Origin of the sequence: Vibrio sp. NH-UV-68 (assembly GCF_042940635.1) — a bacterium.
Lineage (GTDB): Bacteria > Pseudomonadota > Gammaproteobacteria > Enterobacterales > Vibrionaceae > Vibrio > Vibrio pacinii.
Genome location: NZ_CP134976.1, coordinates 926106 through 940573, shown reverse-complemented (window position 1 = coordinate 940573; position 14468 = coordinate 926106). Strand labels below are relative to the sequence as shown.

Annotated in this window: 14 protein-coding genes and 1 pseudogene; 7 read left to right on the top strand and 8 right to left on the bottom strand. The window is 43.0% G+C overall.

The annotated features are described in order from the left end of the window. The 3 genes from moeB to ViNHUV68_RS18560 are packed head-to-tail and all read left to right on the top strand — an operon-like array spanning position 1 to position 1922. Positions 1-750, top strand: a complete 750-nt coding sequence (moeB, locus tag ViNHUV68_RS18570; RefSeq protein ID WP_391090597.1) for a molybdopterin-synthase adenylyltransferase MoeB — start codon at positions 1-3, stop codon at positions 748-750. Between the two features lie 24 nt (positions 751-774). Continuing rightward, a complete protein-coding gene (locus ViNHUV68_RS18565; RefSeq protein ID WP_391090595.1) occupies positions 775-1080 on the top strand; it encodes a hypothetical protein in 306 nt (101 codons plus the stop codon). Between the two features lie 11 nt (positions 1081-1091). Further along, the gene (locus ViNHUV68_RS18560) at positions 1092-1922 is read left to right on the top strand and encodes a rhodanese-like domain-containing protein (protein WP_391091868.1); all 831 of its coding nucleotides are present in this window, start codon (positions 1092-1094) and stop codon (positions 1920-1922) included. A 22-nt stretch (positions 1923-1944) separates the two neighbouring features. Here the strand turns inward: ViNHUV68_RS18560 and ViNHUV68_RS18555 are convergent, their stop codons facing one another. The 7 genes from ViNHUV68_RS18555 to ViNHUV68_RS18525 all read right to left on the bottom strand — a co-directional run bounded on the left by ViNHUV68_RS18555 (position 1945) and on the right by ViNHUV68_RS18525 (position 9950). Continuing rightward, positions 1945-2637 carry an aspartate/glutamate racemase family protein gene (locus ViNHUV68_RS18555; RefSeq protein WP_038176481.1) on the bottom strand — a complete coding sequence of 231 codons (693 nt, stop codon included), beginning with the start codon at positions 2635-2637 and terminating at the stop codon, positions 1945-1947. Positions 2638-2771: 134 nt separating this feature from the next. After that, a complete protein-coding gene (phaC, locus tag ViNHUV68_RS18550; RefSeq protein WP_391090593.1) occupies positions 2772-4547 on the bottom strand; it encodes a class I poly(R)-hydroxyalkanoic acid synthase in 1776 nt (591 codons plus the stop codon). Between the two features lie 56 nt (positions 4548-4603). Then, positions 4604-4951: a phasin family protein gene (locus ViNHUV68_RS18545; protein WP_100753929.1), complete on the bottom strand. Its 348-nt coding sequence runs from the start codon at positions 4949-4951 to the stop codon at positions 4604-4606. Positions 4952-4987: 36 nt separating this feature from the next. After that, positions 4988-6196 (bottom strand): acetyl-CoA C-acyltransferase, encoded by a 1209-nt coding sequence (locus ViNHUV68_RS18540; RefSeq protein WP_391090591.1) that lies wholly within the window; start codon positions 6194-6196, stop codon positions 4988-4990. Between the two features lie 10 nt (positions 6197-6206). Continuing rightward, on the bottom strand, positions 6207-6947 hold the full coding sequence (locus ViNHUV68_RS18535; protein WP_391090589.1) for a 3-oxoacyl-ACP reductase: 741 nt from the start codon (positions 6945-6947) through the stop codon (positions 6207-6209). Between the two features lie 1011 nt (positions 6948-7958). Then, positions 7959-8465, bottom strand: coding sequence for a DUF3087 domain-containing protein (locus tag ViNHUV68_RS18530; RefSeq protein ID WP_038176471.1), 507 nt, complete (start codon positions 8463-8465; stop codon positions 7959-7961). A 291-nt stretch (positions 8466-8756) separates the two neighbouring features. After that, positions 8757-9950, bottom strand: coding sequence for an acetate/propionate family kinase (locus tag ViNHUV68_RS18525; protein WP_038176469.1), 1194 nt, complete (start codon positions 9948-9950; stop codon positions 8757-8759). 238 nt (positions 9951-10188) lie between these two features. Between ViNHUV68_RS18525 and ViNHUV68_RS18520 the strand changes: the two are divergent. Beyond that, positions 10189-10341: pseudogene (locus tag ViNHUV68_RS18520) on the top strand (porin); the annotation flags it as partial. A gap of 170 nt (positions 10342-10511) precedes the next feature. Continuing rightward, positions 10512-10898: a Cu(I)-responsive transcriptional regulator gene (gene cueR, locus ViNHUV68_RS18515; protein ID WP_038176467.1), complete on the top strand. Its 387-nt coding sequence runs from the start codon at positions 10512-10514 to the stop codon at positions 10896-10898. A gap of 5 nt (positions 10899-10903) precedes the next feature. On the opposite strand, the gene ViNHUV68_RS18510 is transcribed toward cueR, so the two are convergent. After that, a complete protein-coding gene (locus ViNHUV68_RS18510) occupies positions 10904-11338 on the bottom strand; it encodes an RNA-binding S4 domain-containing protein (protein ID WP_391090587.1) in 435 nt (144 codons plus the stop codon). Between the two features lie 104 nt (positions 11339-11442). Here ViNHUV68_RS18510 and ViNHUV68_RS18505 point away from each other — a divergent pair, with 104 nt between their 5' ends. Both ViNHUV68_RS18505 and ViNHUV68_RS18500 read left to right on the top strand, forming a co-directional pair. After that, positions 11443-12249, top strand: coding sequence for a transporter substrate-binding domain-containing protein (locus tag ViNHUV68_RS18505; RefSeq protein WP_391090585.1), 807 nt, complete (start codon positions 11443-11445; stop codon positions 12247-12249). Between the two features lie 240 nt (positions 12250-12489). Further along, on the top strand, positions 12490-14250 hold the full coding sequence (locus ViNHUV68_RS18500; RefSeq protein ID WP_391090583.1) for an EAL domain-containing protein: 1761 nt from the start codon (positions 12490-12492) through the stop codon (positions 14248-14250). The last annotated feature ends 218 nt before the right edge of the window (positions 14251-14468 follow it).

Here is a 14468-nt window from a genome sequence, read left to right as displayed (position 1 = left end):
GTGGAAATTCTTTCTGATCCAGAGATGCTGCGCTACAACCGCCAAATCATCCTTAAACAGTTTGATTTTGACGGCCAGGAAGCGTTAAAGCAGAGCTCAATCTTGATCCTTGGCGCTGGAGGCTTAGGCTGCGCGTCAAGTCAATACTTGGCTGCTGCCGGTATTGGTAAGCTGACTTTAATTGATGATGACGTTGTAGAATTATCGAACCTACAGCGTCAAGTTTTGCATCATGACGCTGATATAGGCACAAAAAAAGTCGTGTCAGCGGCACATTCACTCAAACAACTCAATCCCTACCTTAAGCTAGAGACCATAGATCGCCGTTTGAATGATGATGAACTTAGCACCTTAATCCAAGCTCATAGCTTAGTCGTTGATGCATCGGATAATGTCGAGACACGCAATCAGCTCAACAAGATCTGCTTTGCACATAAAATTTCGCTGGTCTCTGGCGCCGCCATTCGTATGGAAGGACAAGTGAGCGTCTTTACTTATCAAGACCCAACTGAACCTTGTTATCAGTGCTTAAGCGCCCTTTTTGGTAACAACGCTTTAAGTTGTGTGGAAGCTGGCGTCATGTCACCTGTGGTGGGAATTATTGGCGCAGTTCAGGCAATGGAAGCCATCAAGGTTATCGCTAATTACGGAAACGCGAAAAAAGGCAAAATCCTCATGTTAGATGCGCTAACGATGTCGTGGCGTGAAATGAACTTAATGAAAATGCCAACTTGCCCAGTGTGTGCATAGTTACGGAGCCGCGAGAGTAAAACGATGAACAGTCCAAAATACTATCTCGCTGCCCTTGCCCTTGCTTGTGTGCTACTTGCGTTATTGCTAGGGATAAAAACACCGAACAATGAACACTTCGAAGGCATTGTTGTGTCGCAAACATTAACTCAGTCTTTAGACGGGCATCGACTGTTTTTGAATATTAAAACCAAACAACAACTCATGCTTGTGCAAGTCGACCCAAAAACGGATTGTCCTGATGGCTCTGACGTATATATCTTACAAAAGCAAAGCTTGTTTAGTGACATTGTCACTTACCAGCTTGTACAATGTAATCAGGCTCGATAATTAAAGGAATAATAATGTCACCTCTAGTCAGCCCTCAGTGGCTTATGCAGCAGAGCAACAACCCGCAATTGGTTGTACTTGATGCCAGCATCGATTTTCAGATCCCTGGAGAAGTCGAAAAAGACCGCGTCAACCTTATTCCAGGAGCGCGCCGATTCGACTATGACACGGTTTTTTGCGATCCCGAATCTCAATTACCGCATATGATGCCCAGCGAAGCGCGTTTCAATCAACTTGCACGCCAATTAGGATTAAATTCTGATTCGCTAATTGTCGTTTATGATAACAGCGGCACTTTCGCGTCGCCCCGAGCGTGGTGGATGCTAAAAGCCATGGGGCATAAACAGGTTTATGTGCTTGATGGTGGCTTGACTGAGTGGAAGAAGCAAGGCTTAGAACTTAGCCAATCCTATGTAGAGAATAAGCTAGCAGGTAACTTCTCAGGCAAGCTTGATCCTAATTACTTTGTTGATGCCAAGTATGTATTAGCTAATATCGACAATCAGGCCAGTCTCACGGTGGACGCTCGTGGTCGTGCACGCTTTGACGGTAAAGTGAAAGAACCGCGAGTGGGCGTTCGTAGTGGCCATATTCCAAATTCAGTTTGCCTCCCATTTGCCGAATTGGTCGATGGACACAAGTTCAAGCCGAATCAAGAGCTTGAGCGTGTTTTATCGAGCACCTTGTCTAATCAAGCACAACAAACTATTTTTAGCTGTGGATCAGGCGTTACCGCCTGTATTGTCTTACTTGCCGCTCACATTTGTGGTTATCAGAACTTAGTGGTTTATGACGGTTCTTGGACTGAATGGGGCGCAAGTTTAGACTTACCCATCAGCTAGCATCGAACGCTGAAATAAGCATTTATTTCAGCGCTTGTTCAACGGCGGCCAGAGCATGAATTTGTACCGTGTCAAACAAGGGAACTTGGCTATCAGTTTGCTCGACCAATAAACCGATTTCTGTACAACCTAAAATGACCCCTTGCGCCCCATTGCCGGCAAGATCTTCAATAATCGCGCAGTAATCATTTTTCGAATGGCGATGGATTTGTCCAAGACAGAGTTCATTGTAAATAACATCATGAACCCGCTTACGCTGCGCCCCATTAGGCACCACGACATCTATAGCGTATTTGTCGATCAGCCTTTGTTTATAGAAATCTTGCTCCATGGTAAACGCCGTACCTAGTAACCCTACCTTAGTTATGTTTTGACGCTGTAGCTCTTGTCCGGTTGCGTCAGCAATATGCAATAACGGAATCGAAACTGACTGCTCAATTTGACTCGCGACTTTATGCATAGTGTTGGTTGCGATAAGAAAAAAATCGGCGCCCGCATGTTGTAAAGACAATGCCGCTTGCGTCAAGACCTCGCCACTGGTTTGCCAATCGCCGCACCGCTGTAATTGCTCGATTTCGGCAAAATCAACGCTATTAATGATCACTTTGGCTGAATGTAATCCACCCATACGTCGTTTGATTTGCTCATTGAGATAACGATAATACGTTGCGGTCGATTCCCAGCTCATTCCACCAATAACACCAATGGTTTTCATTCTATTTCCCTACCCGTGCCAAACAGTTGATCTTTTCTTGCTCAGATAATTAACCAGATCCCGTCCTTGATTACAAACAAAAGCCCCTAGAAAAAACTAGAGGCTCTCAATGACGCGACCTAGACTTAATTATATTAAGCTTTAATTGGCAGAACTTGCTTAACATACCCACCGGGCGCAGCTTCCAGTGACGGAAATTGCTCACTGCCAACACTGCACGGTTCAACTTTTTCTTCAGGACTAAATCCAAGTAGCCATTGATTCCAATGCGTCCACCACGAACCTTCATTGTGCGCGGCATTAGCTAGCCATTCATCGGCGTTATCGTCTAAAGAGTCATTAACCCAGTAACCATATTTGCCTTTGTCTGGATGGTTTATGATTCCGGCAATATGGCCAGATTCACCAAGAACAAAGGTTTTATTGCCACCAACATTAAGCGCACCACGGTAAGTCCCTTGCCACAACGCAATATGGTCTTCTTTGGTGGAGACAAAATAACTGGAAACTTTGATCTTATTGAGATCAATCCAGACACCACCAATTTTGACGCCTTTGTCTTGGACCAACTTGTTATTGAGATAAAGTTCACGCAGCATAAAATTGTGGGTTGCTGCTGCCACATTGGTGCTGTCGCTGTTCCAGTACAAGAGGTCAAAATCTACTGGGCTTTGCCCTTTAAGGTAGTTATCAACGTAGTAGTTCCAGTACAAACTGTTTTCACGCAGAAGACTAAAGGTGACGCTTAAAGAACGACCATCCATATAGCCTTTGGCGTTATTTTGCAGTTCAATCGCATTGATGATGGTGTCGTTGATATAAGCACCCACCTCTCCAGGTTGAGAGAAATCGAGCAGAGTGGTAAAAAACGTAGCGCTCTTAATGCGTTTTTTCATTCGCTTGGCCGCATAGTAAGCAATAGTGCTTGCCAACACGGTGCCACCAATACAATACCCTGCAGCGTTAACTTGCTCCTGACCAGTAATGTCCTCAATGGCTGAAACTGCTTTGGCAACGCCTTCCGTAACATAGTCACCAAATTCTACCTCACGCTGCGCTTCACCTGGATTACGCCAAGAAATCATAAATACACAGTGGCCTTGTTGCAAAAGCCAGCGCACCATCGAATTTTTTTCACGCAAATCAAGGATGTAGTATTTATTCACAAATGGCGGAACAATCAGCAGCGGTGTTGCATTGACGGTTTCCGTCAGCGGACGATATTGAATAAGTTCGAACAGCTCGTTACGGTAAACCACATCACCCGGTGTATTGGCCACATCCTCACCAATGCGGAACGCATTGTTATTCGTCATACGGATCTTAAGGATATCTGCACTTGACTCTACGTCTTGCTTAAGTTGCTCAAGACCGATCAGTAAGTTTTGACCATTTTGCTCTAACGTCAGTTTAAGCAGTTCAGGGTTGGTGGCTATATAGTTACTTGGCGATAGCGCGTTAATGGCTTGACGTGAAAAAAAGCTGATCCTTTCTTTGCTTTTTTCATCTAAGCCTTCAATGCTCTCTATCGTATCGAGGTAAGTTTTACTAAACAATAAATAGGACTGTTTAATAAAATTATAAAATAGGTCGTTTTTCCATTCTTGATGAGAAAAACGTTTATCGCCCTTTTCTGCCGAAATGAACTCTTGTTCTGTGTTGCCTGCTAGTACAACATTTTGCCAAATTTGCAGCTGTTGTTGCCACCATTCGGCTTGTAACTTTAACAATGCAGCCGGTTGATTCGCCGCATTTTCAAACAGTTTGGCGCTATCTTCAAAATTGACTTCTTGCATTGCTTTATTGAGAGGGGTGTTTGCGGCTGCCCTGCTGAGCTCGAGATCATCCCACCATTTTTGATTGGTTTCTTGAAGCTTAACAAGGTAGTCCGAAAAGAAGTGCTGTAACATAATACTACTCCTAAGATCGGAAAAATGCCGCCTTTCGGCGGCAAAACAAGTCAGTGTTATGCAGGAGTCACTGTCTTAAGGTTTTCCGATGTCATCTGCTCAACATCATCTTTGAACTCTTTGGCAATCGATTGTAACTTATTGCTATCGTCCATCATCTGTTGAGATAACTTAGTCAGTACGCTCAACTGCTGGCTATTAAACGCAGTCAGTGACGTCACGTCTCTCACTTCACTCGCCGCTTTCATTTGCGTTAAACCCATTTCACTGTAAGTACGAATAGCATTGAGCTGAAGCTCCGTCAGTACTTCAACATTTTTCGTCACAAGTTTGTTGAATTTCGCATACGGCGCTAAAGTTTGTTCTGTTTGATCAGTAAATGTTTTAAAAAAATCTGTGTACATGCGTGTTACTCCTAAAGTAAGTCCATTTATGAATAGTTAACTAATTGATTTAATTACGACAGCAGTACCCATACCACCACCGACACAAAGCGAAGCCACACCATATTGACGCGCTTCGCGATTTAGTTCGTGTACAAGTGAGACTAAAATTCGGTTACCCGACGCACCAAGGGGGTGACCTAATGCAATTGCCCCACCGTTTAAGTTTGCTTTGTCTAGAATTGATGAAACTGACACCTGATGCGTCTCAGCAAGTTTGTGTATCACACCCAGCGCTTGCGCAGCGAATGCCTCATTAAGCTCGTAGAGATCGATATCGTCAGTGGTGAGCTGTGCTTTTGCCAACGCCTTGGTCACTGCCTCGACAGGTCCTAAACCCATAATTTCAGGCTCCAAACCCGATTGAGCGTAACTGACGACCTCGGCAAGAGGAGTGAGATTGTACTTATTCAGTGCCGATTCACTTGCAATCACAATGGCACTGGCACCGTCATTGATTCCAGACGCGTTGCCCGCAGTGACCGTTCCATCGCGATCAAACGCTGGACGAAGTCGAGATAAACCACTAATGGTTGCCTCTGGTTTTGGGTATTCATCGGTATCAAAAGTTACGATTTCACGGCGCTTTTTAACATCCACCGACACAATTTCTTGCTTGAACTTTCCAGCTTCAATGGCAGAGACGGCTTTGAGCTGACTCGCTAGTGCGTATTCATCTTGTTGCTCTCGGCTAATACCCACCTGTTTAGCTACGTTTTCAGCCGTCACGCCCATATGGTACTGGTTGTAAGCGTCGGTCAGCCCATCATTAATAAGCAGATCAGTCAGGGTCATATTGCCCATCTTGTTTCCGTCACGGATACTCGCTGGCACAGTAAAAGGAATTTGTGACATGACCTCAACACCGGCAGCAACGACCACTTGCGCATCTCCAGCTTTAATATGACTAGCCGCATCCATCACCGCTTTCATACCGCTACCGCATACCATGTTAAGTGAGTACGCAGGTACTTGATGTGGAATACCAGCGAAGAGCGCCGCTTGTCGTCCAACCCCCATACCCTGCCCAGCACTAATCACATTGCCAACAATGACTTCATCAATGCAATCAACCGATACGCCACTTTCCGATAGCGCGGCTTTAATCGCGATAGAGGCCAAGTTTCCAGCAGAGATATCTTTTAATGAGCCACCAAAAGAACCGATAGGCGTGCGCTTAGCCCCAACAATAAAAATACGTTCCATGATTATTCCTTTAATGCATGTATAAGCCGCCGTTTACAGAGAGCGTTTCCCCTGTTATGTAGGCACCGGCTTCACTGACTAAAAAAGAGACTGACTGAGCAATTTCATGAGGTGTGGCTAAGCGACGCATCGGAATCTGCGCTTTAATCGATTCAAGAACTTCGGCGTTCATCTCTTCAACCATTGGTGTGGCTGTGTAACCGGGAGCAACAACGTTAACGGTAACTCCACTGCGAGCACCTTCAGCAGCCAATGCTTTTGAAAAACCAATCATGCCAGCCTTTGCCGCCGAGTAATTTGTTTGCCCAAACTGCCCCTTGAGGCCGTTAACCGATGAGATATTAATCACTCGTCCATGACCTTTTTCACACATCGCAGCAAACAATGGTTGAGTGACATTGAAAACACTGTTCAGATTAGTCTCGATAACGTCCTTCCAAGCTGAAGCATCCATCTTCTTAAATGTACAATCACGTGTGATACCTGCATTATTTACCACAACATCCACGGTACCTTCTTCTTCAAGCAATGCAGATAAACGTTGAGCGCACTGCTCGGTATCAGTTACATCAAGTTCAAACAATCGTACCTGTTGTTCGGTAAAACCCTTAGCGTTGAACCAGTCAAGTGCGCATTGATAATTACCCGTGTAGTAAGTAGCAATAATGCGATACCCATCTTCGACTAGTTGCGTTGAGATAGCAGAACCAATTCCGCCTTTTGATCCAGTGATCAAAGCGATTTTCTTCATCAAGAGACTCCATTCCTTACAGCAATTTATGTATTCATTGATATAAATTGAACAGTGCTCGATACAAAGCACCAACAAACGTTATTAATAATCATCTAAGACTTACGTCGTCTTTATATTATTTAAACTAAACCTTATTTATTACACTTCAAATATTTTATTGAATAAAATGCATAAGGTTGAACAAGATCTCATATGGAATGAAATGTTATAACCATGTTAATTTCACTTAAGCAACTGTTTTTACAGGACTTTCCTTGTTCATCGTTATTATCAGTAATAAGCTATAGTGTTGTTTTCTATGGATAAAAACAGTGTTGCATAGAAACAGTTAAGTCTAATCACTATTTAAACAGCATCATTATCAATAGAGAACTTAGTCAATGAGGATAATTTTACTGTTATTTTTGCATTTAACTTTAGTCTTAATGTAGCACCACACTTAAATACTATAATTGTCATTATCTTTAGAACTAACTAAAAACTATCTATTTATCGTTCAGCATTAATTATGACTTTAGTCTAAACTTACCATCTAATTGATTATTTAGTTAATATTGAGTTCAACAAGCGACAACCGATATTAAGTAGGTGAAATCGAAGCGCTCATTTCTCAGCTCGCGGAGCAATTCAATCAAGAACATGGTAGAAGTAAAGTGGCGAATGATTATGTTTGCTCACAGCGCAGCGAGTTTGATGCCATTTATGCAACAAACGTGGGCAGAAGAGACCAACGATAGTGATGCGTGTTTACTGAAACACCGGGGCGTGTACAACACTATGATAGCGTACCGCTTTCAAATAGCGGATGAACATGTGCTCAGACCAAGTAGAATATGTGATTTGGTCTTCAACAGAAATAGTGATGTATAATAATAAAGCGAGCCTATCTAGACTCGCTTTATAGTTCGTCAATAACTCCAAACGCAACTCTCACATCGCCGTTTAGTGCTATGTAACATAATGGTTTTGGTACTCCGCTAACACTAATGCAAGCAACTTTGTCACAGCCTAAAACGACTTTAGAATCTCCGAACGAAAACCTGAAATATCTAATATAATGCCGTGCTCTTGAACCCAACCATCGAGTTCACTTTGAGCGCTTTCCAAGCTATTTAAAGTCAGGGTGTTGTCGTCTAATTGCCAAAGCTGGCGAGAGCCATCATAGCTAAACTGAAGGGCTAACATCGCATCGACATTACCCGCTTTTGCCGCAGCTTTAAGCACTCTGTTCTTACGATAAATTAAGTTCAACACCTGTTTTAGATCCCAAACATACGATACTTCACGCATTTTCGGGTGTGTTTTTAACTTAACTAATGTCGCCACCAGTCCTATTGCGCTTACCACGACACCGAGTAGGTTCCAATGAAAGTGAGAACCAGATTCTGATGGGAAAACATAAATTAGCGCTTGAGAGAATGCCAGACTAGATACCGCAAAAACGGCGATACACGATACAATGACGACATTCAAACGTGAACGGTATAGCTGCTTGTCGATTTTTTGTAATTTCATCAATAATCCATTGCTATGAGTTGATTAACATTACTCAGATGGTTTTAAAGTGCTGTCGATTATACATTTATCCACAGATCAAATAAGAGCTAATTCCAAACGCAATATTAGCTACCTAGATTAAAGGCTCATGAATAATTTTCGGTGCCAAAAACCAGAACGAGCCTATCCGAGAGCAGTAAAAAGAGGCCTTGTCGCAATGCAACAAGGCCTCAAAGAAGAAGTTAGTCATGCTTAACTTACAAGCATAAGTCACTTGGTCTCATTTTAAAATATTTTAGTATTAATAACTTAAAGCAATTCTACCGACTGTTGGGCAATAACGTATTCTTCATTAGTCGGGACAACTAACGCTACCGCGTTGAGCATCTCAGATTTTGCGATGACCCCTGCCGCGCCAAAGCGTGCAGCTTCATTTCCTGCCTCATCTTCAACGAAACCGAGCAGTTTGAGGTTGTTTAAGATCTCGCGGCGAATTGGCAGTGCATTCTCACCGATACCACCGGTAAAAATGATGCCATCTAACGAATCTAATGCCGCAAGATAGGAAGCGACGTATTTGGCAACACGGTAAGTAAATACTTGGAACGCCAGCGTCGCCCCTTCGTGGCCCTGTTCCATCGCGTCTAGAATACCGCGGGCATCACTAGTTAAACCTGACACACCTAAGAAACCAGACTCTTTATTGAGTGAGTTAAACACCTTCTCCTGAGACCAACCTTTCTTAAGAAGGTATTCAATGATACCAGGGTCTAAGTCGCCACAACGTGTACCCATCATTAAACCAGACAACGGAGTGAAGCCCATCGAGGTATCGATACTCTGGCCGTCTTTAATTGCACAAACCGACGCGCCATTGCCAAGGTGGACAGAGATAAAGCTCGACTTTTCTATTGGCTTATTGATCATTTTTGCGGCTTCACGGCTAACAAAATAGTGGCTTGTACCGTGGAAACCGTAACGACGCACCCCGAGATCAGTGTACAGCTCTTGTGCAATCGCCCCAGTAAAAGCTTTCTTCGGCATGGTCTGGTGGAAAGCGGTATCGAACACGGCAAATTGTGGTAGTGATGGGAAAGCCTGCATAGCGGCTTTAATACCTTTAGCACCGGCTGGGTTGTGCAGCGGCGCTAAGTCAGACAGGCTCTCGATTTCAGCCAAGACTTCGTTATCAATGCGAACGGTGGAGGTGAATTTTTCTCCACCATGAACGATGCGGTGGCCTACGGCAACAATATCTTTGGTTAAATCTAACGTCGCTATTAAATCGACGATTCGATTAATGGCGTGCTGATGATGATTGTCCGGGGCGTTTATTGCCTGCTCGGTTTTCTCGCCTTGGTATTTCCAGCTAATGACCGCTTCGGGCAAACCAAAGCATTCACCTAAGCCGCTCACAATTGCTTCTCCTGATTGTGAATCGATGACTGCAAATTTTAACGATGAGCTACCAGAGTTGATAACCAGCACAAACGCGTTCGACATGGGTATGTTCCTGTTTCAGACGACAATGTTTTGAAGCTAATGCTTCTGTTGTTTTGTTGATACCATTATTCAATATTTTTTGAATGTTTCAACTTTTATTAGAACATTTAAACAAATCAAGCAAACTTTTGTTGATCTAACGCAAACGATGATTTAGTTCAACCCGTGAAATTAATCACGGTGTTAACAGTCGTTGTTGATGTATTGATTACAACGCCGTTGTACTTATCAACAAGTGACTGAAACTGCACGTGAAGAGGTGGCATTACAAGTCGAATACAACTTTGCACCAAACTTCGTCGGCTACGCAGGCTACCAATTTGACCTTAACGATGCCAATGCTCGTGATGCAGACGATAAATGGGCTATCGGTGGTCGTTACTACCTATAAAGAAACCTAAACCTATCTGTCCAAAATAGACGTTTAGCTACAAGCACTCTCCTATAGCCAGTGGAGCGTGCTTTTTTGTTACGCCGCTTAAAAACATTGTCATTGTTTTTCGTTATATCTATCGATATTCTAATTATCGATTAGAGAAACCGTGATAGAGTCCGAAGCCCATGAATATTGGTGACATTGCAAAATTAACCGGATTGTCGAGTAAGTCGATTCGTCTATATGAAGAGAAACAAATCATCACTTCCCCGCAACGCACCGAGTCGGGCTATCGAGTTTACACACAACAACATGTGGTTGAACTCAAGCTGGTATCTCGTGCTAAGAGTGCTGGTTTTTCATTAATTGAATGCAAAGAGTTGGTTCAACTCGCTCAGAACCACAATCGAAAAAGTAGCGAAGTGAAAGCCAAAGCGAAAGAAAAGCTGCGTGAAGTTGAACACAAAATTGCTCAGCTTAAAGAGATAGAAACCCAACTTAAAAGCTGGGTTTCTGCATGCCCGGGGGATTCTGGTAGTCAATGTCCTATCATTGAAGAACTGACTAAATGAAGCGCCTAGAAAAAGTCGATAGAAGCTCGGCCGTTGCCTTTCTTTTTGTTTAAAGAACTCGCCGGTTCTTCATCGCTAACCACATTTTTCGGCTCGTGTTTGGCTGGTTGCGTTTCTACATGTTTGGTTGGCTGTGTTTCTACAGAAGTTGAAGTTTGAGTTTTATCACTCGTCTCACTCACTGGTACGTCACAAACAACAACATAGTATTCCTGATTGAACTCGAAAAAGTCCCCGTCATAAAGTTTACGACGCTTACGTGTTTCAAGCTCGCCGTTCACCGCCACGTATCCTTCCGCAATGAGATGCTTTGCTTCACCACCACCACCGACTAAATTGGCAATTTTAAACACTTTGTACAATTCAATAGGTTGAGATGATACTTCGATTCCGATCGCTTCGATCTCAATCTCTTCGCCTTGTTGATGGTCTTCAGACATAACTTACCCTAAATGAAATGTTCACAAAAACGTGAGTCTAATCTCTTAAGTGTGATTAATAAACTAAAGTTAACAATAAAGGTAGAAAAACGCTGAGGAACGGTATGTCAAAATGGAGCCTGTTGCTGATATGGTCTATCCCTATGCTCAATAGTGCCTTTGCCTATAACCCCAAGGTCAATGTCACCATTTATGGTGATGATGCTTACCCACCCTACAGTTATGTTCAAAAAGGGGAAATTAAAGGCATTTATGTCGACATTCTTTCCGCAGCTTTTACTCGTATGCCACATTATTCGGTCACTATCGAACCACTTCCATGGAAACGAGGACTAAAAATGTTACAGGTCGGCGAAGGGTTTGCACTTTTCCCACCTTACTATTATTCAGACCGGCGCTCATACATCTCTCCTTATTCAGAGCCGATTTTAAGAGAAGAAGTGGTGGTGATGTGTCGCCCTGAAACTATTGCCAACCGACGCACACAGAACTGGCCTGCTGACTATCATGACTTGACTATTGGCGTGAACGAATCATACGCACTTGGAGGTAATGCATTTTGGCAAGCGATTGCACAAGGCGATATGTTGATCAAAGAGGCAAAGAGTAATCGAGCAAGTATGACGAACTTATATAAACATCGTATTGACTGTTATATGAATGATCGCCTATCGATTCTTTGGGAACTAAAGTTGATGAAAGACGAAGGGATGATAGATCAAGATTGGACACCCGTGATTGCCACATCGGTTAGCAGTGAACATGGCTACTTGGGTTATACCCATGATCCAAACAATCGCTTTCAATTCAAAGAGGATTTTGTACTCCAGTTTAATCAAGCACTAAAAGAAATTAAAACTGACGGCACGATGAACAACATTTTGGATGCGTATCGAGTTCCAACCAACTGATCACTCACTGCTCGTCAAACCCTTTCACTCACTCTCACTCAAATTATTCAGACAGTCATACTGTCAAAATGACTTGCTATAAACGCCACTTATACCAATATAACCAATTACTTATATTGTATAGCTTTTTAAATTAGATGATGGGACTGAGAGCCCTGTTGCATGAATGAGTTTATCTTTTATGTAATACTGTCACTATAACTTTGCGTATAGCCAAGCTTGCAGGTAGCTACAACATTCATGTCGCAGTCAATTAACCGTATTACTCCTTACCCCAAGGTCGAGCGAATCGATCACATCGATGTCCCTCAAAGCGCACCCACGAGCTTATCAGGAGCCGAACTTGATGCGCTAATGGACAACCAGTTCCGTCACATGATTGATGTGCTTAGTGATGGCATCTTCTATATGTCAGATACCAAACATGTTTGTTTCTACAACCCTACGTTTTATGAACGCTTTGGTATCGAGTCTTCAGGTCACACTTGTCTCAAAAATTGGCTGGCGCTCGTCCATCCTATGGATCAAAAAGCTTTAGAGCAACGCGTCGATGAACATATTGAAGAAGACGATCTACGTGTCACCGTTCAATACCGAGTTCGTTGTACTAATGGCCAATATACGTGGCTTGAAGGAACCGCCATCACCAAAACTGTCAATGGTAAAACGTTTATGATTGGCTGTCATAAAGACATCTCTGATCAAAAGCTGATGGAAAACTATGTCCAGCAAACCTCGTTTAAAGACGGGTCTTCAGGTCTGTCTAATGAACAAAAACTCGCCATGGATATTGATAACCTTCGAGGTCTTGCCACTCAACCTCATCATTTAATGTACATTCAGCTTGGCAATACTCGCTCATATCAAACACTTTATGGCTCGCAGATCATGCGTAACCTGTTATCACACCTCACTGGTGCGCTGGGGAAATTTCCTGATCAATTTATCGACTTATACCGAATTCAATCACATGACTTTGCCATTCTGGTGCGAGGTAAGTATCAAGAGCATGAATTACACGATCTTGCTGAGCGTGTATGCCAAGCGTACCGTGAGTCGGTTAAAACCATAGATTTTCTCTATGCAACCGACATCAATGTTGGTATTTACCCCAATATTTGCGATTCCATTGACGCTGACGAACTGGTCAAAATCGCAGCTCAAACCAGTCAATTTGCTAACGCTCAAGGCGGGACGGTAAAGGTCTATGTGGGTAGCACCAAACAACAAGTCGATCGTCATTTCTATATTGAGCAAGAACTTGGAAACTCACTTCGCAACAACAAGTTATCAGTCAAATTCCAGCCAATTATTTGTTGTAAGTCAGGACAAGTCGCCAGCTTTGAAACACTTGTTCGTTGGCGAAGTGCAGATCTTGGTGAAATTTACCCTGACGAATTTATTGGTGTGGCTGAGCGCAAGGGTTTAATTAATGACCTAGGTTACTTAGTGTTTGAAAAAGCTTGTCAGTTTATTCAGCGCTATCAACACCATCATGAAAATCGGGTACGTGTGAATATTAATGTCTCTGTACTACAACTTTTAACCGAACACTTCCCTGATACGCTAATGTTGCTTCTTGAGACCTATCAAGTCAAAGCAAGCTCGATAGTGATTGAGCTCACTGAAACCATCATTCTTGATAACAATAAAGATGCAATCGCTCAAATTCATCGCTTAAAGCAACTCGGCTTTCACCTTTCATTGGACGATTTTGGCGCAGGCTATAGCTCACTCAACAGCTTTTTCGATTTACCGCTATCGCAAATCAAGATCGACAAATCAGTGGCTTGGCGCTCGCTAGAAAATCCTGTCACCTTTGAATATCTGTCGTTTATTACCAGCTTGTGTAACAACTATGGCATTTCTATTGTCATCGAAGGCATCGAAGATGCTGAAATGCAAAGAGCTTTTACCGATATGGGAGTAACCTACCTACAAGGCTATTGGTTCGCCAAGCCATTGTCTCTCGCAAGTGCGAGTCGATACGTTAAAGTTTAGTGTTTTGAAAAGGCATCGCGTCTCACTATTAAGATACATTCATTCCAACCATAATTCCGGTTGACTAATTGGCTCGATTTGTAGAAAATTCGCGCAAATTATTCAAAGCTGTTCTATTGCTACGCGCAATATTTTTGAGTGTTTCGATGCCCGCGCTTCTTAATCAAGGGCTTCTTAATCAAGGATAGATACAAACACTCCTCTCGATAAACCGAGAG

Excerpts from the sequence above, each read along its gene's own strand:
- phaC (WP_391090593.1), bottom strand. The coding sequence starts at position 4,547 with ATGTTACAGCACTTCTTTTCGGACTACCTTGTTAAGCTTCAAGAAACC.
- ViNHUV68_RS18505 (WP_391090585.1), top strand. The coding sequence starts at position 11,443 with ATGTCAAAATGGAGCCTGTTGCTGATATGGTCTATCCCTATGCTCAAT.
- ViNHUV68_RS18545 (WP_100753929.1), bottom strand. The coding sequence starts at position 4,951 with ATGTACACAGATTTTTTTAAAACATTTACTGATCAAACAGAACAAACT.
- ViNHUV68_RS18525 (WP_038176469.1), bottom strand. The coding sequence starts at position 9,950 with ATGTCGAACGCGTTTGTGCTGGTTATCAACTCTGGTAGCTCATCGTTA.
- ViNHUV68_RS18510 (WP_391090587.1), bottom strand. The coding sequence starts at position 11,338 with ATGTCTGAAGACCATCAACAAGGCGAAGAGATTGAGATCGAAGCGATC.
- ViNHUV68_RS18555 (WP_038176481.1), bottom strand. The coding sequence starts at position 2,637 with ATGAAAACCATTGGTGTTATTGGTGGAATGAGCTGGGAATCGACCGCA.
- ViNHUV68_RS18500 (WP_391090583.1), top strand. The coding sequence starts at position 12,490 with ATGTCGCAGTCAATTAACCGTATTACTCCTTACCCCAAGGTCGAGCGA.
- ViNHUV68_RS18535 (WP_391090589.1), bottom strand. The coding sequence starts at position 6,947 with ATGAAGAAAATCGCTTTGATCACTGGATCAAAAGGCGGAATTGGTTCT.
- cueR (WP_038176467.1), top strand. The coding sequence starts at position 10,512 with ATGAATATTGGTGACATTGCAAAATTAACCGGATTGTCGAGTAAGTCG.
- ViNHUV68_RS18540 (WP_391090591.1), bottom strand. The coding sequence starts at position 6,196 with ATGGAACGTATTTTTATTGTTGGGGCTAAGCGCACGCCTATCGGTTCT.
- ViNHUV68_RS18565 (WP_391090595.1), top strand. The coding sequence starts at position 775 with ATGAACAGTCCAAAATACTATCTCGCTGCCCTTGCCCTTGCTTGTGTG.
- ViNHUV68_RS18530 (WP_038176471.1), bottom strand. The coding sequence starts at position 8,465 with ATGAAATTACAAAAAATCGACAAGCAGCTATACCGTTCACGTTTGAAT.